This is a genomic window from Luteolibacter rhizosphaerae (assembly GCF_025950095.1).
Taxonomy (GTDB): domain Bacteria; phylum Verrucomicrobiota; class Verrucomicrobiia; order Verrucomicrobiales; family Akkermansiaceae; genus Haloferula; species Haloferula rhizosphaerae.
Genome location: NZ_JAPDDR010000006.1, coordinates 182,287 through 202,043 on the forward strand (window position 1 = coordinate 182,287; position 19,757 = coordinate 202,043).

Sequence of the window (19,757 nt, forward strand, 5' to 3'; positions counted from 1 at the left end):
CCAGACATGAAACCGTCACGCGCCCTTTCCGCAGCCCTGCTGCTCCTCTTCTCGTCCCTCGCACCGGCACAGGATGCTTCCGAAGCCGAGTACCGCGACTTCGCCGGTCCCAATGGCAAGCCGATCCAGGCGGTCGTCGTCGATAAGAGCGATACCGAAGTCATCCTGCTCCTGAAGAACGGCAAGCGGACCACCGTCCCGCTCGACAAGCTCATCCCGATGGACCGGGAGTATGTGAGCTCTTGGAACAAGGAGAAGGCCATCTTCCTCCAGAAGTGCCGCGGCCTCTCCATCCGCCAGCTCCTTGAACTCCGCGGCTACGAGTCCTTCCCCTTCACCTTCGAGAGCAACTCCATCTTCATGAATGGGAAGCTCAATGGCACCGCCGGCAAGTTCCTCATCGATACCGGTGCCGGCACCAGCCTGATCAACACCGACTTCGCCAAGCTGGCGAAGTGTGAGGTCGGCCCGATGGACCAGGTCATCTACGGTGTCGCGGGCCAAGCCCCCGCCGCATGGTGCGATGTGCCGAACATCTCCTTCGGCGAAGCCGTTTTCAAAGGCCGCAAGATCCTCGCCACCGACCTTTCGAACGGCCTGCCGCAGGGGCAGAAAGCCCGTCAGGACGCCATCCTCGGTGCCGACATCATGTCCCAGCTCGATGCCGTGATCTCCTACCCCGAGCGCCGGATCTTCCTCCGCCCCGACAAGTCGGACGAGGAGGCCGTTGCCGGTGCCAGCGATGCGACCGAGGGGGACGAGGCCATGTCTTTCCGCATCTTCAAGACCAAGGACAATCAGACCCATCGCGGTAACATCGCCAGCAAAACTCCCACGGTCGTCACACTCACCCTCGTCGGTGGCAAAACCCTGCAGATTCCAGTATCCAAGCTCGTTCCTGGCGATGCCGAGTACGTCGCGAACTGGAGCGAGGCCGGTGCCCTCTTCCTGAAGTACTGTGGCAGTCTCACCATCCACGAGCTCCTCCAGCTCCGCCAGTACCAGTCCTTCCAATACGAGCGCCGCGGGAACCACATCTTTGTCGATGGCACCCTCAACGACAACGACGTGACCTACATGATCGATACCGGCGCGGACGGCACCTGCCTCCATGTCGATGCCGCCCGCAAGTATGGTTGCCAGGTCGGTGAGATGGACAAGTGGGTCTACGGCATTGGCGGCAAGGCTCCCGCTGCCGAGACCCTCATCCCCAAGCTCACCATGGGCGAGGCCGTGATGACCAACCGCAAGATCCTCTCCTGCGACCTGAACCGCGATCGCGAGGGCGAAATGGATTATGTGGGCCTCTTCGGCGCCGACTTCATGCGCGAGCTCGATGCCGTCATCACCTACCGTGAGAACCGCGTCTTCCTCATCCAGCGCAAGGGCCCGGCGAATGCCCCCGTCGCGCCGGCGAAGTGAAAGCCTCCCGGGAGCGCGAACTTCGCGTCGCGAAGAGGTCCGACTGACTACTCCAATTTTAGTCGGACAACTTCAGTCCGCCCGAGCCAACCCCACGGCCCGGCATATCCAAAGACTCAAAAAGCCCCAAAGGGGCGGCAAGGAGACAGCCCAGGGTAAGAAGCGAAGCTCCGCAACCCTGGGTTACCCATGGAAAGGATCGGTGCTCTGAAGGAGCACGAGGAGTCTCCAACTCACCCTGCATCCCCCAACTTCGCCCGCTCCGCCTTCGGCAAGGACGCCACCACCAGTTCGTAGGAGTGGTCGATCATCTCCGCCACCAGTCTCGATGGCACCGATCGATCCAGCACCACCGTGTTCCAGTGCTTCTTGTTCATGTGATAGCCCGGCTTGATCGCCTCATGCTCCTCCCGCAAGCTAACCGCCCGCTCCGGATCGCACTTCAGATTGATACTCGCCGGGAACTCATCCGGCGCGGTCAACCCGAACACCTTCCCGCCCACCTTGTAGACCAGAACGTCCGGGCCGAAGGGCGTCGTCTCCTCGGCTCCCGGCTTCGAGAGAAAGCGCTCGATGACATCCGGCAGGTCCATGCTACACCAGCGTTCCCTCGGTTACTCCCAGCTTCTCGAAGGCTGTCACGTTCGCCAGCAGTGTTTCCGCATCCGTCCTGCCGGAGAGGAAATCCTGATACGCCCCGATCGCCCGCAGCGCTCCCAGGTCGTCTTCGTCTAACAGCTCCACCCGGAACTTCGACAGTCCCGTCGCCCGCAGGTCCCCGAAGAATCTTGCGCCTGTTTGTGCGCGCCCGTTGAAGAGCGTGTTCCGGCAGCCCACGTCCGCCATCAGCCGGTGCATCTGGCCCACCCGGTCGCGTAGGTGCACCACATGTGTTTCACACGGCCTCCCGCAATCCTTGTAGGTTGTCCCCTTGCTCAGGAAGGTACAGAACACGCAGTGCTCCATATGAAACATCGGCATGTGCTGATGCAGCGTCAGCTCGAACCACTCCGGCGGTGCTCCGCCCAGCAGGTCCAGCGCCTGCCCGATGTTCAGGTCGTAGGAAATCGTCAGGGTATCCAGCGTCGCATGCTCCTTCAGCAGCCGCGCCGTGATCGGATTCGCCACGTTCAACGAGAAGTCGCCGACCCGCTTCAGGTCGCTACGATGCTTGTAGTATTCCAGCGAGGCCAGGTTCCGCAGCAGCAGCCCGTCCGGCTCCATCCGCTCGATCATCTTCAGGTACCCGGTCTCGCCCGGCTTCACGATCCGCGGCGTCGCTAGCAGGATTTTCGACTTGCCCTCGCGCATCGCCACCGCATCCTTGTAGCGCCGCGGATCTTCGAAATCGCAGTAGATCATCGTCACCTCGCGATCCACCGCCGCCTGAACTTGCTCGAGGGTCCGGCACAGCACCGATAACTCCGCCGTCCGCTCTTCCCGCACCCGTTCCGGCATCAGATCGCGATAGCTCACTCGGGTCGTCGCGTGCGATGTCGTCCCGCCCGCCGCTCCCAGTTCCTCCACCAGCACCCGCCGCATCCGGTTCAGTTCGGAAAGGCCGATGTGGCACTCGCCCTCCACTGAGAACTCCACGCCCTCGAGCTCATACCCGGTATCACCCAGTCGTCCCATCTGCTCCGCCAAGGTCGCTTCGGAGAGCGCGTGCTTCGCCGCCGCCTGTAGCGGCATCGCGGATTCCGCCGCCGCCTTCCTCCCGCCGCACTCCGCCGTGATCCTCAGGACCTCGCCCGGCTTGCCGCTCGCCGCGAAGCGCACTCCCGCCTTGACCTCGTTCAGCTTCGCATTCTGCCAGAAGCGCCGGATCTCCGATTCCAGCTTCTCGTCGGAAGTCTTGTAAAGCGTGTTGCCCGGCTTGATCCGCGAGAAATTGATCCCGCTGTAAGTGCGGTGGAAGACGATCCGCTCGCCCTCCACCTTCCAGATCCGCGCACCTTGCTCCAGATCACGGTTCTCACCCGCATCGAAGACCACGCCATCGCCTGCCTTCAGCGGCACCTCGGTGCGCTCTTCCAGCTCGATCCATGTCCCGCCGCAGGCCTTGATCTTTCCTAACAGCGGTCCGCGCTTCTTCCCGTAGCGCCCGTGGGTCAGATACGGGTGATTCGTTCCGGCCAGCCAGCCGGTCGACATCCCGCGGGAGAACATCATCTCTAGCTCGTAGCGGTCCTGCGTCGTGATCTCCGCCCGCCGCTCCTCGATCGCCGCGTCCAGCGCCTTGCGATACACCCGCGTCACCGCCGCCACATACTCCGGCGTCTTCAGACGACCCTCGATCTTGAAGGACTTCACCCCCGCCTTCACCAGATCGGGGATCATCTCCACTGCCGCCAGATCCTGCGGGCTCAGCAGGTAACGCACTTCGCCCATGTCGCGGCGCGTCACCCCGTCCACCACCAGCTCATACGGCATCCGGCAGGCCTGCGCGCACTCACCGCGATTCGCCGATCTCTGACCGAGCGATTCGCTGGTCAGGCATTGTCCGGAATAGGCCACGCACAGTGCCCCGTGCACGAAGACTTCCAGCGGTGTCGAGGGCACGCTACCGAAGCGCTCGATCTCCTTCACCGCCAGCTCGCGGGCCAGCACCGCCCGCTCCATCGGGAAGATCGACTCGAGGAAACTTAGCCCCTCCGGCGAGGTGATCGTCATCTGCGTCGAGCCATGGAGCTCCACGCCCGGCGCGATCTCCCGCGCCATCTTCGCCAGACCCAGATCCTGGATGATCAGCGCGTCCACCCCGGCTTCCGCAATCATGCGCAGTTGCCGTTCCGCATCCTCTAGCTCGCCGGTGAAGATCAGCGTGTTCATCGCCACGAAGCCCTTCACCCCGTGCTTGTGCAGGAAGCTCATCAGCTCCGGCAGGTCCGCTTCCGTGAAATTATCCGCCCGCAGCCGGGCGTTGAAGCGCGGCATCCCGAAGAAGATCGCATCCGCTCCCGCGGCCACGGCGGCGCGTGCGCAGTCCCAGTTACCGGCAGGGCTGAGCAGTTCGGGCGTGTAGGAGGAATCCATGGGCGAGGGGACCGATGCCATGGATTTCACCCTTTGGAAAGCCCTGCTAGCCCCGAAAACCGCTCGACACCGACCGGCCCCGGCGCACCATTTCCCCGATGAATCCCTCCGCCGCCCTCGCATGAGTGACCCCGTGCGCGTGGACAAATGGATGTGGGCCGTGCGCCTCTTCAAGACCCGCGGCCTCGCGGCGAAGGCCTGCGAAACCGGCCGCGTGAAGGCCGGCGAGCGCATCCTCAAGTCATCCTCCGAACTCCGCGGCGGCGAACTCCTCGAGCTCCCTTTCCCCGAAGGCCCCGGCACCCGAACCGTCCGCGTCCTAGGCCTGATCGACAAGCGCGTCGGTGCCCCCGAGGCCCGCGCCGCCTGCGAGGAAATCACCGCGCCGGAAGTCCTCGAGATCCGCAAGCAATGGCTCGAAGGCCGCGCCCACCGCCTCATCGGCGATCAGGGCCGCCCGACGAAGAAGAACCGCCGCCAGATCGACGAGCACCGCGGCTTCTTCGAGTAAGCAAGAAAAAGACCGCCCGGATCGCTCCGGGCGGCCTCTCAAATACGGGAATCAATCCGTCCTCAGGGAATGTTCACGCGCAGGCGCACGAACAAACGCGCATCCTCCGCCAGAGCCCGTGGGATCCGCACGGTCACTTGGTCGATTCCTTCGCCAAAGCCGTCGTCCGTCTCGGTGATGATCACCGGGGTGGTCACCGGCTCACCCGGCTCCGCCGTCGTCCAGCCCGTCAGTTCGGAGCCATACTCCACGAAGTGCTCGCTCTCCGCTGCCTCGTCTGTCCGGCGGAAGACGAAGTCCACGTAGCTCGCATTGCTGTTGTCGACCGTCGGCAGCAGCGCCGCCGAGTTGGAGTCCGGACCGCTCGGGTCGCCGCCGATCAGGAATTCGATCGCGTTCGAGATCCCGTCGCCATCGGCGTCCGCGGCACCCGAAGCCCCCGGGATGCCGTTCAAGGCGGCCCAAGTCTGGTAAGGGTTTCCGCTCGAAGTCACCTTCAGCGTGCCGGAGCCGCTGAAGTGCACGTCATCCGGCACCGGAGCCGCGGAGGCCGAGGAACCGTAGATCCCCGCCGCCTGCGGCACGCCGTTGATCAGCAGCACCGAGACCGTGTCCTCTTCATTGTGCGGCAGGTCCAGCAGCGCGGCACCCGTGCCCGCGATCGAAACCGTCGAGCCGTCTGCGAGCGTGGGAGTTCCCAGCGAGAGCGTGCCCGCGCTCACCGTGGTGTTGCCGGTATACTGCGCGTCCGCCAGATACAGTGCCTGCGCACCGGTCTTGGTCAGGGAAGCGGTGCCCGTCACGGTGCCCATCAGGTCCATCAGGCCGTTGCCGGACTCCACGGTCGCATCGCCTTCCAGCGTCACGTTGCCGATCCAGGTGCCCTTGCCGCCGCCTTCATTGTAAAGCTTGGAGCCTGCTTCCAAGAAGACCGGCGTGGCGATCTGACGCGTGCCGTAAGTTCCGGCGCGCGCACCGTTCTTGATCCGCAGCGAGCCGGTCGCAGCACCCCAGGCATTGTCCGTGTTCTCCGCCCAGGCGAAACCGTTCGCGATCACGAAGTTCACCGGCGTGCCGCTCGCATTCGCCCGGAAGCCCATGCCGTTCGTGCCCACCTTCGTCAGCGTGTGGCCGTTGCCGTTCAGCACGCCCGTGCCGGCGCTGTTGCCCACGTCAATACGTCCACCCGTGCCGCCGATCGCAGCATCGCCGCTCAGGGTCAGCACGCGGATGCCCGCGTTCTCCCCCGGTGCTCCCGCACCCGTGTTCGTGATCGCACCGGCACCATCCGGACCGCTGCCCGCGATCGTCCACTCGTAGGTCCGCCCCACGTTGTTCGGGAAGGCACCGTTCAGATCCACCTGAGCACCCGCTGCCACCGTCACGCCCGAGCTATTGCCCAGACCTTCCCAGTAGTTCGTGTACTTGATCCGGCCCGCGTTCACCAGCACCGGACCGGTGAAGCTGTTCGTCTGGCCGCCCAGGTTCAGCGTGCCGCTGCCGTTCTTCGTCACCCCGGTCGGACCCGCGATCCCCGCGTTCGCGCCGGTCACCGTATATTCACTGGTGTGATCGAAGGTGATGCTGCCCGGGTAGAGTGTTCCCACCAGCGTCACCGTCTTCACCGCTGCGGCTTCGGTGAAGCTCACCTTGTCGCCGTTGAAGAAACTCGTTGCCGCGCCGTTGTCGAAGTTCAGGTCCGCATTCTGGGTCCAGTTCGCGTTCGCCGCGCCGGTCCAGGTCAAGGTACTGGGCGTGAAGTTCACCAGCACCTGCGAGTTCGCGCTGTCGTCAGTCGCCGTGCCGCCGCGCAGACCGCTCACCGTCAGGTTCGTCGCCGGACCCGTCAGCGTGTCGTAGGTGAAGGCCGTGAAGCTCGTCGCCGGGCTGGCCGGTGCGGCGCTTGCTACGAGATTCACCGTACCTGCGGAGATGTCCACCGTGCCCGCCACGTCCAGCACGCCCGCAGTCGCGCCGTTCACCGCGATGTTGGAGGTGTCCGCCAGCGTCACGTTGCCCGCGATCGTGCTCTCACCGCCCAGCGTTGCGCCTGCCGCCACCGTCACCGGGGCGTTCAGGCCGTTGTTTACGTTCAGGCGGCCCAGCGTCACTGTCACCGGTCCCGTCATCCCTGTCCCGGAGCCGTTCAGGTTCAACGTGCCGGTGAAGGCCGTGCCATCCGCATAGCCGATCTCCAGCGGCGCGCTACCGTTCAGAGCTCCATTGATCGTCCCCGTGATGTTGCTGTTCACCACCATCCGTGAGGCGCCCGTCAGGCTCACCGAGCCGCTCACCGTCGCCGCTCCTTCGAAACGGATTGCGCCGCGCTTCTCCGTGCCTTCGCTCCAACCCAGACCCTCGATCTGGAAGGACTGCCCGAAAGTCCCCGCCACGGCCAAGCAAGCCTGCGAGTTCGCGCCGTTCACGCGCACTAATCCGCTCGCCGCACCGTAGGAACCGGCATTCGTCGCGCGCAGGCGGCCGTTGTTGATCCAAGTGCCACCCGTGTAAGTGTTCGCCACCCCCGCCAGTCCCAGTGGCTCCGGTCCGGTCTTGACCAGTGTCAGCGGAGTCGTCCCGTCGAAGTCTTTGATGACCACCCCGTTGATCTGGTAGTCCGGTTGACCGCCGTTGGTCACCACCGTCAGTTGTCCGGAGGACGATGTGAGTGCTGCCGTCCCCGTCCCGGTCCCCGGCTTCACCCAGTGGCTGTTGCCGTGATACAGCAGGCCGCCGAGGGTCACATCCGTCGTCGATCCGGGCAGGATCTGGAAGTCTCTCGTCGTCTCCAGAAGACCGAGAGTCAGATTCCCGGCGGTGGCCGATGCCGCATTGTTGTCGTAGTAAACGGATGTCGGCGTCACGGTCGCCAGGTTTGCCGTCCCCACTACCTTCTCCCCATTGGGGATCTCCACCACGTTCGCGCCGTCGTACTTCAGAAAGCTCCAGCGCGTGTGCGCCCAGCCCGGCAGCGGTCCCGTCGCCGGAGTTGCACTGTTGATCGTCGTCACGCCGATCGCTGCGTTCGTATTGGTCGAGTCGAACCAAACACTATCGCCGGTCGCGACATTGATATTGCTCGTCGCCGTATCCACGATCTGTTCCGCGGCATGTGCCGTGGCGATCACAGTTAACACGGCGGCACGCGTCAGGGATGCCCTGACGAAGGGGTTCATGATGTTCATGGGTTGCTTGGGTAGCGCCTAGGTCGGGGGCGCGAGGGTTCATAAAACCGGCCTTGATATACTTGGTCCTTACCAAGTCCGGTCTGTCGAGACTGCGTGAATCTTCCCTCCACCGTCAAATCCCCAACAGGGTAGACCCGTGGCTGCCGCGCCCTCTCCTCGGTTGCTGCCACGGCCCGCCGCAAGAAGCACCGGAGCGCTGCGGCCTATCATGGAATGCCCGTCTCCACCTCAGGTCCAATGCCGTTAAGGACTCGTTCTTGAATCGGAGCCTGCATCGAGGCTCCTGCACATCGACCACGGATTGTACGGATTACACGGATGAAACTGTGTTGGGTTCACGAGAAGAGATGCCCGTTTGAAATCCCTCTGATCCTGTCTTTGAATCCGTCCAATCCCTTGAATCCGTATAATCCGCAGTAAACGGGATCTCCCCAGTCCTTAACGGCATTGACCTCAGGTCGGCGCGCTCGCCGCAATCGCATCCCCTAAACCTCTGCGTCCCTCCGCGACCTCTGCGCCTCCCCGGTAAAACGCCTCTCTCCTACCTCCCTTCTCTCTCTTTCCTCCTGTTCCCAAACCACCTTTCTCCCACGATCCGCCCCCCAAAAAAAAGAGCCGCCCGGGTCCCCACCCGGGCGGCCATCAACCCAAACCTGAAACGTTATCGTATCAGGGAATATCCACGGTCAAACGACCGAAGAGCTTGGTGCCGGGCGCGGCCAGCGCCCTCGGGATCCGGACCGTCACCCGGTCGATCCCCGCAGCATAGAAGTCATTGTCCGTCACGATCAGCACCGGCGTCGCCACCGGCTGCCCGGCCACCGCATTGGTCCATGCCGACAGACCCGTGCCATACTGCACGCGCGGGTTGTAGGCCAGGGACTCATCCGTCCGGCGGAAGGTGAAGTTCATGTAGGTCGCATCCATCGTGATTGTCGGCAGCAGCGCGGCCGAGTTCGAGTTCGGGCCGGAGGGATCGCCACCCAGCACGAATTCGATGCCGTTCACGATGCCGTCGCCGTCGGAGTCCACGTTGCCTCCCGCACCGGAGATCCCGTTCGCGGAGGTCCAGCTGCCGAAGGCATCGCCGGCACCGTTGCTCAGCAGCACCTGCTTCGCCGCGTCGTTATAGACCACCGAGTAGCCGGAGGGCAGACCTGTCACCGTGGCGAAGTTGCCGGTGCGGGTGCCCGTGTAGCTGGCGATCACGTGGTTTGGTAGCGCCGGAGCGTTCAGCACGCTCACGTTCAGTGTTCCACCCGTCAGGTTCAGATCACCGGTCACCACCAGCGTGTCCTCGTTGGCTCCGTCGATCTCGCAGGCGTAGGTTCCTGCCAGTGTCGTGCTGCCCGCGCCGAAGTTGCCTGCGGAAGCACCCGGGGCGATCGTGCCAGTGGCATCCACCGTCAGCGGACCCGCCACCGATCCCGTGCCGGAGAGCGTCCCGCCCGTCACCGTGGTGGTGCCGGTGTAGCCGTTCGCCGCATTCAGCACCAGCGTGCCGCTGCCGGTCTTCGTCAGGTTCGCCACGGCGCTCGCGTTATCCGCGGAGGAGTTCAGCAAGCGGGTCGCCACCGTCAGGTCGGCGGCCGCAGTGCCCGTCACATCCGCCACGTCGAAGGCGATCGTGCCCACCAGGTGATGGCCGAAGTTTCCGGCTGCGGTGATCAGCGATGGGGTCGTGCCCCCTGCCGTCACCGTGCCCTTGATCTCCAAGCCTTGATAACCGCCCGGCGCCGTCGTGCGCGAGTCGGTCACCGTGCCCCCGTTCAGGAACAGCGGACCGGTCACGTTGTAGTTGTTCGTGGTCAGCGTCGCACCCGCGTTCACCGTGATCGAAGGCAGGTTGGCCAAGGCCACCGCTCCGTTGCCAAGGATGTTGTTGATGCCGAAGGCCAGCGTGCCGCCGGTATTCAGCGTGATCATCCGCGTTCCGTTCAGCGCACCCAGACCGGAGGTCAGGGTCGTGCCGTTGCCGGAGGCCGTCATGGTCACCGTGCCGCCGTCGATCGCGATGTTACCCGCCAGCGTACTGCCGCCGGTCGGGATCGTCAGCGAACCGGCGCCCACCTTGGTGTAGCTGCCCGCTCCGGCCATGATCGCCGGAATCGAAAGGTTCCCTGCGCCGCCGATCTGGTTGCCCGCACCGGTCACCACCAGTTGCGAGATTGTCGCCGAGGCCGTCGCACCCGTGCCCGCGCCGGTCACGGTCACCGTCGGTGCCGTGGTGTAGCCGGTGCCCGCCGCCGTGGTCGTGATCGAGCTCAGCGCACCGCCGGTCTGCACCGCCGTGGCGGTCGCACCCGTGCCGCCGCCGCCTGCGAAGGCGATCGTCGGGTTGGCGGTGTAGCCGGTGCCGGCGTCCACCACACGCACCCCGGCCAAGCCGTTGGAGAGCGTGCCCGTCGTCGTCAGGTTGCTGTTCGTCAGCGTGCCGCCGTTGTTCAGTGTCACCACCTCGTTCACCGTCACACCCGCGATGTCCAGCGTTGCGCCGGCTGCCACCGTCGTGCCTGCCACGCTGGCGGCACCCAGGGCGTTGCCGAAGCCCAGCGCGCGGTCGGAACCGGCTTGCAGCGTGCCTGCATTGATGTTCGTCGCGCCGGTGTAGCTGTTCGCGCCGGTGAAGCGCAGCGTGCCGATGCCGGCCTTGTTGGTCGCACCGCCGCCGGTCACGTTGCTGCTCACCAGCATGTCCACCGCGGCGCTCGTCGTTACGTCTTCGATGTTCCAGTTGGTGGCGTTCTGGTTGGTCACCGTCACCGTCATCGTGCTCGGCGCGGTGCCCGTCACCAGCCAGTTGCTCGCGGCGCTGGAGCGGATGTCCGACGTGCCGTTCACCGTGGCGCCGTTCAGGGTCAGATTGTTGAAGTACTGCTCTTGGTTGAGCGTCATCGTACCCCCGTTGATCGTGAAGGCCTCGGTGAAGGTGGCATTGTTACCTCCGAAGGCGTGCGCCGATCCTCCCGGAATCAGCAGCGTGGCTCCCGCGTTCACGGTCACTTGGCCCGCGCCCTCCATGCGGTTGGCATTGAAGCCGCCGCCCTGTGCGATCACCGTGCCGCCGTCGATCACCAGGTTGGTCGGCAGCAGGCTCGATCCGGAGCCGAGCGTCATCACCCCCGTGCCCTTCTTCACCAGCGTGCCGGTGCTGCCGGCACTTGCCGGGCGGCTGTAGGTGAAGTTGTTGGAGCGGTTGAACTCCAGCGTCGTATCCGCTGCCACCGTGATCGGGCCGGTCTCGCCGATCGAGCCGGTCGTGCCGCCGTTCCCCACGATCAGCTTGCCCGCGTTCAGGTTCACCGTGCCGAACTTGTTGTCGTTCAGGATCGTCAGGTCGCCGGTGCTGTCCTTCGTCAGCGTCGGCGAGCCGATGATCGAACCGCTGCCCGCGAAGGTGTAAGCCTTCGTGCCGCTCACCGTGATCGCACCCGTGGCGAAGGTGCCGCTGATGTTGATGTTCGCGGCGTTGTTGCCGGAGTCATCGAAGGTCACGCTATCATACTGGAAGAACTTCTGCGCTCCACCCCAGGTGGCGGCGGAGTCCACGTTCCAGTTGTTGCCCGTGCCATCGCCGGCCCAGGTCAGGTTGCCCGGGGTCGCGGTGCCCGTCACGTTCAGGCGCACTTCGTTGTCCACCGTGGTGTCCAGCGCGAAGCTCATCCCGCGGACCTTCAGGTTCGGATCCAGCACCGGCGTGCCCGTCCGCGTTCCGAAGTAGGATACCAGCAGGTGGGACGCTTCCAGCGGAGTCGCCGTGAAGACCGGTTGGATCAGCGCGTTCGCACCGAAGGCCACGTTCTCGTAGACCGAGATCAGGTCGGAGGTCAGCGGGTCGCCTTCGGCCTTCAGGTCGAGCATCATCGTGCCGTTCAGCGTGCTGGTCGTTCCCGCGTTGCCGAAGTCTAGGATCCCGGTCGGGGTCGCCGTCGTGCCGGGAGAGATCGTTGCGTTGATCGTCGGTGTGCCGGTGACCTTGCCGTTGCCGATCAGCCTTCCGCCTGTCTGCGTGAAGCTGCCGGTGAAGGTGTTGGCTTGTCCGGTCACGGACAGGGTACCCGCACCGGTCACGGCGATGTCGCCGCTGGTGGTGATGGCGCCGCTCGCGGTGACGCTGGCATCGGCCGGGATGCTCAGGTTGAGCGCCGTCGAGCCGGAGATCGCACTGCTCAGGGTCAGCGCGGAATTCGCGGCCACGTTCACGTTCAGCGTGCCCGCTCCGCTGATCGCGCCGCTCGCGGTCACCGTGCGTCCACTAGGAATATCGTAGATCGAGCTCGTCGCGGCCAGCGTCTCCGCTGCCGCGGACCAGGTCCCGTTGCCGGTCGCACGCATCGTGCCGCCGCTCAGGATCAGTTTGTCGTCCACGCTCGCGCCCGCCACGTTCCCGGAGACTTCGATCAAGCCGTTGTTCGCCAGCGTCAGGGTGTTGTTCAGGGTCGGGCTGCTGCCGCTCGCATCGAGCTGGACTGCACCCGCCTTCAGCGTCGCCGTGCCGGCACCGCCGCCCACCGTCATCACCGCCGCGCCGTCCCAGCCCACGTTCACCGTGGTCACGGAGGCGTCCAGCGTGCCGCCGGTCAGGTTATACACGTTCCCCGGAGAAGCGCCGTTCGTCCAGTGGCCCAGGCGGAAACCGGTGCCTCCGGCTTCGATCGTCACCGTGCCGCCGCTTTGTTCCACCTTGCCCGAGTTGTTCGTGCCTTGGCCGATGTCGAAGAAGCGTGTCGTCAGGCTGGCACCGCTGCCGATTGCCAGCACCCCTTGCTCTGCCGTCGCGCTGTTGCTCGGAGTGCAGGCCAGCTGCAGGTTCAGCGCCTTGATGTTCGCGCCGGCTGCGGCCGAAAGCGTCCCGGAGTTCACGCGGATCGAGCCGGTCGTCGCGTTCGGCCCCAGTGCGGAATTTACCGTCAGCACGTCGCCAGCGTCCTTGCCCTGCCACACGAAGGTCGAGCCGGAGTTCGCGAAGGTCACCGGTGTTGCCAGCGTGAAGGAGCTGTCGAGATTGTAGCGGATGGTTCCTGCACCGGATGCATCGCCCAGGGTGACTCCGCTGGTGTTCGCGACCAGGTTGGAAGTCTGCGTGCCGTCGCCGATCTGCGTCGTGCCGCGCAGCAGGTTTAGCGCACCGGTGAATCCCGTGCCGCTGCCGGTCAGGATCGTGGTCCCGCCGTCCGTGCGGCTCAGCGTGCCGCTGCCGCTCAGCGTACCCTGCAGGCGGAAGTTCGCGGTAGCGCCGTAGTTCCGGATCGTGCCGCCGTTGGTTCCGATCTCGAGGTTCCGTGCGAAGGCGATGTTCGTGTTGTTATCGACCAGACCGCCGCCGTTCAGGATCACCTTGTTCGCGGCATTGCCCAGCGAGGAGCCCGCGGTCACCACACCGGAGGTGATGGTCACGTCGCCAGTGAAATCGTTCGTTCCGGTCAGAGCGAACACGGTGTTCGATCCGCCGCCGCCCGCGCTGGTATCGCCGTTTACCGCCAGCGTCAGGTTGCCGGTCCCGGTCACGGTGGAAGTCCAGGTCAGCGAGCGGTTCGTCGCCGCACCCAGGGCCGAGGTGTTGAACACCGATCCTCCGCTGATGTTGATCGAGCCGCCGGTCAGGTTCACCAGTCCGACCTCTTCCAGCAGGATCGAGGGCGTGGCTACCGTGCCGCCGATCGTCACGGCCTTGGTCGTGGTGCCGTCCGTGCCGGCGGAGAACACCGCCGAGCTGCCGTCGGTCCAGCCTACCGTGGCGATCGCGCCGCCCGCGTCCGTTGACCAGTTGGTTCCGCTATCCCAGGTGCCCGCTGCGGCATTGCCCGATGCCGCGGTGGCGCCGTTGGTGTCCCAATAGAGGTTCGCCGCAGGCGAGGGGAGGATGGAGGCCGTCGCTGTCATCAGCGCGGCTCGAAGGATCGAAGATCGAGTTTGGAACATTTTTTTGGAGTGAGATCGAAGTCGACTCCTAAAATGCTCATATAGGACACTTTTTAAATTAAAATGTGCAGTTTGATGTAAAGCTGTTCTTGGGTGACGGCGATATACGGTCAATTAACCGTGTAAATACTGAATACAGAGGAATTGCGCCGTGGTCTTGTATGATGGATTGATCTCTTTTTCTAAAGTAGTGGTCATTTTTCGTCTCCTTCGATGCCCGTAAACGAAAAAGCCACCCGGGTTTCCCCGGGCGGCTTGGATCATTTGGTTGCTTCTCAGGGGGTCACCTTCAGACGGGCGAAGAAGCTCGTCTCCGGCAGCGCCAGAGCCCGCGGGATTCTCACCACTACCCCGTCGATTCCGGCTCCGTGCTGGTCGTTCGTCACGGTGATGACCACCGGGTTTGCTCCCGGCTGACCGTTCACCGCGTTCGTCCAGCCCGTCAGGTCGTTGCCATATTGCACTGTCGGGTTCGATCCCAGCGACTCGTCCGTCCGGCGGAAGGAGAAGTTCAGGTAGGTCGCGTCCGTCGTGATCGTCGGCAGCAGCGCGTTCGAGTTGGAGTTCGGCCCGGAAGGATCGCCGCCGATCACGAACTCGATCCCGTTCGGGATGCCGTCGCCATCGGAGTCAGCCTCCGCTCCGGCTCCCGAAATACCGTTCGCCGTCTCCCAGTTGCCGTAGGGCGTGCCCGTGCTCGAGACGATCGCCACGTTCGTGCTCGTCGTGCCGTTGTTATAGGCGTAGTTCAGCGCATACCCGGAAGGCAGCCCGGTGACGCTGGCGAAGGGTGCGGGCGTCGCCCCCGTGTAGCTCGCGATCACATACACTGGCTGCGTCAGCGTTCCGGAGATCGCCAGGGTTCCGGCGCTCACGTTCAGGTCGCCGTTCACCGCCAGCTTGTCGCTGTTGGAGCCGCTTACCTCGCAGGCATAGGTGCCATTGATCGTCGTCGGCCCGGCCCCGAAGGTGGCCGTACTTGGTCCTGGCGCGAGGGTTCCACCGGCATCCACGGTCAGCGGTCCGGCCACCGAGCCGTCGGCCAGCAGGGTGCCTGCGGTGACCGTCGTGCTGCCCGTGTAGCTATGGGCGAAGCCGCCCGTGAAGGCCAGTGTGCCCGGACCGTCCTTGATTAGTGAACCACCGGCCGTGTCGGAGTCTTCCAGCTCGGCGCTCACCGTCAGGTCGGCCGCCGCGGTTCCGGTCACGTCTGCCACCGTGAAGGTGTGCGTGGCCAGCCCGCCGCTCAGCGCCACACCGCTGGTGGCGGCGGTGGCACCGGCCCCGAAGGCGATCGTCGAGGGCACCGTGCCGCCCACGGTCACATTGCCGTTCAGTTGCACGCTCTCGTTGTTATACGAACCGCCCGCTCCGGAGTAGGGCAGGGACATCGTGCCGCCGTTCAGGTTCAAATTGCCCATGTGGTGGTGGCTTCCCACACCCACACCGGTCGCCGCGCTTTCACCGCTGGTGAAGTTGAGCAGACCACCCGCTTCCACCGTGAAGCTCACGGAGTTGGCATGATTGGGCAGCGTGTTTACGCCATTGACCGTCACCGTGCCGTTGGATCCCACCAGCACCGTCGCCAGGTTGCCCAGCCGGTTCACCACTTGGTTGCCGTCCAGGATCATGGTTGCCGGGCTGCCTGCGGTGCCCACCGTCGCGGTCGTGGCTCCGGTTCCGGCGTTTACCAGCAGCGTGCCTTGGTCCACCTGCATGCCGCCGGTGATGTTGCCTGCCGTGGCTCCCGTCAGCGTCATCGTGCCGCTGCCTTTCTTCACGAAGCCCGCGCCGTTCGCCGCGCTCACCGGCCCGCCGATCGTGAGGTCGTTCGGACCCACGTTCACTTCGGTGGTGTTCGCGATGCTCACCGCGCCGCTGAAGCTCAGCGCCGGACCCGTGTAGGTCACGATGCCGTCCCACGCCTGCGGGTTCGTCAGCGCCAGCGCGGCTCCGGTGCCATTTTGGAAGATGCCACCGGTGATCGTGAGCGTCCCGCTCCCCATCGCCCCGGCATTGGCCACGCTCAGGGTGCCCGCGTTCAGGGCGGTTGCCCCGTGCGAGTTCACCGTGTTGAGCGTCAGGGTCGAATCGCCCGCCTTCACCAGCGTGCCCCCGCCCAGCGAACCGCTGCCGGAGAAGGTGTAGTTGCTGCCGGCGGAACTATCCACCGTCACCGTTCCCGGATAGAGCGTGCCCACCAGGTTTACTGTGCCCGCCGCAGTGTTGCCGAAGGTCACCGCGTCATAGGTCTTGAAGACATCCGGCGTCCCTTCGTTGTCGAAGTTCACGCTCGTGTTGTGGTTCCACAGCCCGTTTGCCGCCGCGTTCGTCCACACGAGATCCGCCGCACCCGTGCCGATCGTCAGCGTCAGGTACTGGCCCAGATCCGCCGCCGCCGTTGCAGTCACACGGGTGGCTCCACGCGAGCTCATGTCCACCGTGTAGGTCGCCCCGTCGGTGAAGGAGTTCGCGGCGATCAGGTCATAGACATCTCCGGTCACCGGGGAATCGGTGAAAAGCGGCTTCAGCGTGATCGCGCCGGACGTGGTCAGTGCGTTCGTCACCCGCGTGGACTCCTGCTTGCGCGCGGCGAAGGTCAGCGTGGAACCGCCGGTCACCGTCAGCGACTTGAGGGTCTTCTCGGTTTGATCGATCTGCAGCGTGGAAGCGTTGACCGTGAAGTCCGACAGCGTGGCGGAGCCGGTCGCTCCGATCCGCAGCGTGCCGCCGTTCACGGTGGTGGCACCCACATAGGTATTGATGCCGTTGAGCGCCATCGTTCCCGCGCCGGTCTTGTTCACGCCGCCGTCCGCACCGCCCGTGGTTCCGGGGCCGGCGAGGATCATGCTGACGTTCAGGTCGGTGTCGGCGTTGCTGGTCGTGTCCGCCACCGCGAAGTTCTGGACTCCTTGCAGGTGGATGCCGCCGCTTCCGTTCATCGTCGATGCACCCGTTCCGCCCACGGTGACGGTGGCCGCTCCGGTATCGGTGTTCGCGAGCAGGGCGTCGTAGTTCGCCAGCGCGCGGTTCGAGGTCCAAGTGGCACCGTTCGTCAGCGTTACGTTGCCGAAACGGAAGTCGGTAAGGTTATTCATCAGCAGCGTTCCGCCGTTGGCCGTGATCACCTTCGCGTTCGGCAGGGCGTTGCCGTGACCGCCCACGAAGATGTTCGTGGCGCCCAGTTCCAGCGTGGCCCCGGTGTTGACCGTCAGCGCGGAGCTGTTGCGCAGGGTGTTGGAGATCCACAAGCGTCCGCCGTTGACGATGGTGGTGCCGCTGTAGCTGTTCGCCGCATTCAGCTGCAGGGTGCCTGCACCGCTCTTGGTGAGGTTGAAGGCTCCGCCGATGATTCCGTTCGAAGTCCAGGTGTTGGCATTCACCCCCACCTGAGAGTTACCCGTCATCGTGACCCCGTTCGTGGTGGTCAGGTTTTGGGTGCCTGCGAAGGCGAAGCTGCCGTTCCAGGTTTGCGGGTTGCCGAGGCTGATCGCCGCACCGCTGGTGTTATCGAAGCTACCGCTGTTGAAGGTCAGCGGTGCCGATCCCAAGGCCGTGGCGTGGCCGATGTTAAGCGTGCCGCCCGCCAAGGTCAGCGCACCGCCCGCGGCGGATTCCGCGGCATTGGCATTCAGGGTGCCTCCCGCCACGGTTGTTACGCCGTTGCCGGTGGCGTTCGCTGCGGTCGCATTCAGCACCCCGCCGTTCACCGTCGTTCCTCCGTGGCTGTTGGAGGTGGCCACCGTTAGCGTGGAGGTTCCGGACTTCACCAGCGCACCGCTCACCAGCGAACCGGTGCCGGAGAAGGTGTAGTCGCTTCCCGCGTTGCTATTGACGGTGACCAAGCCCGGTGCCAGCGCGCCGACCAGCGAAACCGTGCCGGGTGCCGTGCCGTCGAAGGTGACGCCGTCGTAGCTCTTGAAGACATCCGCGCTGCCGCCGTTGTTGAAGTTGGCAGCAGCGTTCAGGTTCCACAAACCGCTGGCTGCGGCGTTGTTCCAGATCAGGTTTGCGGCACCCGTGCCCACCGTGAGCTGCAGGATGTTCCCGCTCATCGCCGCCGTGGCACTCACGCGGGTGGAGCCGAAGCCGGTGGTGTTGACGGTGTAGGTCGCACCGCTTGCCGCCGTGGTCGCGGTGGCGAAGTTGTAGACCTCGCCGGTCCCGGGCACGTCGGTGAAGAGCGGCTTGATCGTCACGCTTCCGGCGCTGGTCAGCGCGTTGGTGATCGTGGTGGTCGCCGTCTTGTTAGCCGCCGCTTCCAGGATGCTGCCCGTGTTCAGGGTCAGCGATTTCAAAGTCTTGCCCGTGGTGTTGAGGCGCAGGACCGAACCGGCGTTGTTGACCGTGAAGTCGGAAGTCGCGGCCGTGCCCGCTGCTCCCAGGATCAGTGTGCCGGCGTTGATGTTGGTCGGGCCGGTATGGGTGTTGGCTGCATTCAAGCGCAGCGTCCCGTTGCCGGCCTTCACCAGCGGCGCGGTGGTGAAGCTGCCGTTGCTTGCGATCACGGAGTTGACGTCCAGATCGATTCCCGAGGGCGTGCTGCCGACCGCCGTGTTGATCGTGAGACCTGCCGCCTGGCGGATCGAAAGACGCGTGCCGCTGGAGGTGGAAGTCACCGGTGAAGCCAGCGAGTTGAGCCCGGAAGTGGTTTGGAAGAAGTCCAGGTTGCTCCCGCTCACACCGGTGATTGCGCCGCCGCTCAGGTTCACCACCGCATTGCCCAAGGTCTGGTTGGCGGTGGTGTTGATGTTGAGCGTGCTCCCTTGGTTGATATTGATAGTGGCCAGGCGATCCGTGGCGGTGCCGTAGCCCGTGGCATCGCCGGTGCTGATCCGCAGGATCGCACCGTTGTTCACCGTCGCCGTTTCGCGGATCGTGCCGCTGGCCCCACCCCCGCCGGAAAGATTCAGCACGCCCGCGTTCACGATCGTGCTGCCGGTGTAGGTCGCCTTCGTCGGAATGCTCAGAACGCCGCTGCCGTCCTTTGTTAGGCCGGTGCTTCCCGCGAGTACGGAGGACACCGTGGCGTCGGAATTGGTGGTGATCTTGGGACCGGTGCCTGCCATCGACAGCGTGCCTCCCGTCACGGTGTAGCCGGTGCTGTTGAAGGTGATGTTGTTCACCGACACCCCGGCCTGGGTAACCGTGCCACCGGTTCCTCCGAAGATGGCTCCGTCCGGCGTGGCGTTGTTTACCCACGCCACGTTGTTGGCGCCGCCGTCGGCGGTCCAGTTACCGAGCGAAGGAGTCGTGTCCCAGGTTCCCGTGCCCCCCGTGATGCTGCCGTTGCCGACGCCCACCGCGCCCGGAGAAATGTCCCAGGTCAGGGTGGCGGATTGGGAGGGAAGGACCGTGATGCTCATGAAGCCGGCCGCAAGGCTCGACGACACGGAGGTTCGATGCAGCGCCGCCAGAAAGCGGTTCCGATAATTGGGTTTCATGGGTTTTTCGGGTTTTAAACCACAACCCTCCGGAATCGGGTTTACGGGGAGGGTCCGCGGGCGTCTTGGGAACGCCGGAACGGGAGGTTTAAGGCGCTAACATTGGCCCTTAGATCTCAAAATACCGCAAGAAAAATGAAATATAGCGACAATAAATGATCTTCGGAGACGAGGCTGTCTTGCTCGCGCTACTTGGTCGTCGTCGTTCGCCCTTGATCTGCATGGAGTGGCGAA

7 protein-coding genes are annotated in these 19,757 nt (G+C 64.6%); 2 read left to right on the forward strand and 5 right to left on the reverse strand.

Annotation, left to right across the window (positions count from 1 at the left end; translation table 11 throughout):
* The first annotated feature begins 6 nt into the window (after positions 1-6).
* Positions 7-1,422, forward strand: coding sequence for a retropepsin-like aspartic protease (locus OJ996_RS13015; RefSeq protein ID WP_264514034.1), 1,416 nt, complete (start codon positions 7-9; stop codon positions 1,420-1,422).
* 233 nt (positions 1,423-1,655) lie between these two features.
* Here the strand turns inward: OJ996_RS13015 and OJ996_RS13020 are convergent, their stop codons facing one another.
* Positions 1,656-2,015 carry an MmcQ/YjbR family DNA-binding protein gene (locus OJ996_RS13020; protein ID WP_264514035.1) on the reverse strand — a complete coding sequence of 120 codons (360 nt, stop codon included), beginning with the start codon at positions 2,013-2,015 and terminating at the stop codon, positions 1,656-1,658.
* Position 2,016: 1 nt separating this feature from the next.
* Positions 2,017-4,479 carry a U32 family peptidase gene (locus tag OJ996_RS13025; protein ID WP_264514036.1) on the reverse strand — a complete coding sequence of 821 codons (2,463 nt, stop codon included), beginning with the start codon at positions 4,477-4,479 and terminating at the stop codon, positions 2,017-2,019.
* Positions 4,480-4,579: 100 nt separating this feature from the next.
* Here OJ996_RS13025 and OJ996_RS13030 point away from each other — a divergent pair, with 100 nt between their 5' ends.
* Positions 4,580-4,969, forward strand: coding sequence for an RNA-binding S4 domain-containing protein (locus tag OJ996_RS13030; RefSeq protein WP_264514037.1), 390 nt, complete (start codon positions 4,580-4,582; stop codon positions 4,967-4,969).
* Between the two features lie 62 nt (positions 4,970-5,031).
* On the opposite strand, the gene OJ996_RS13035 is transcribed toward OJ996_RS13030, so the two are convergent.
* The 3 genes from OJ996_RS13035 to OJ996_RS13045 all read right to left on the reverse strand — a co-directional run bounded on the left by OJ996_RS13035 (position 5,032) and on the right by OJ996_RS13045 (position 19,523).
* Positions 5,032-8,154: a beta strand repeat-containing protein gene (locus OJ996_RS13035; RefSeq protein WP_264514038.1), complete on the reverse strand. Its 3,123-nt coding sequence runs from the start codon at positions 8,152-8,154 to the stop codon at positions 5,032-5,034.
* 672 nt (positions 8,155-8,826) lie between these two features.
* Positions 8,827-14,040: a beta strand repeat-containing protein gene (locus OJ996_RS13040; RefSeq protein ID WP_264514039.1), complete on the reverse strand. Its 5,214-nt coding sequence runs from the start codon at positions 14,038-14,040 to the stop codon at positions 8,827-8,829.
* A gap of 314 nt (positions 14,041-14,354) precedes the next feature.
* The gene (locus tag OJ996_RS13045; RefSeq protein ID WP_264514041.1) at positions 14,355-19,523 is read right to left on the reverse strand and encodes a beta strand repeat-containing protein; all 5,169 of its coding nucleotides are present in this window, start codon (positions 19,521-19,523) and stop codon (positions 14,355-14,357) included.
* Positions 19,524-19,757 lie beyond the last annotated feature (234 nt).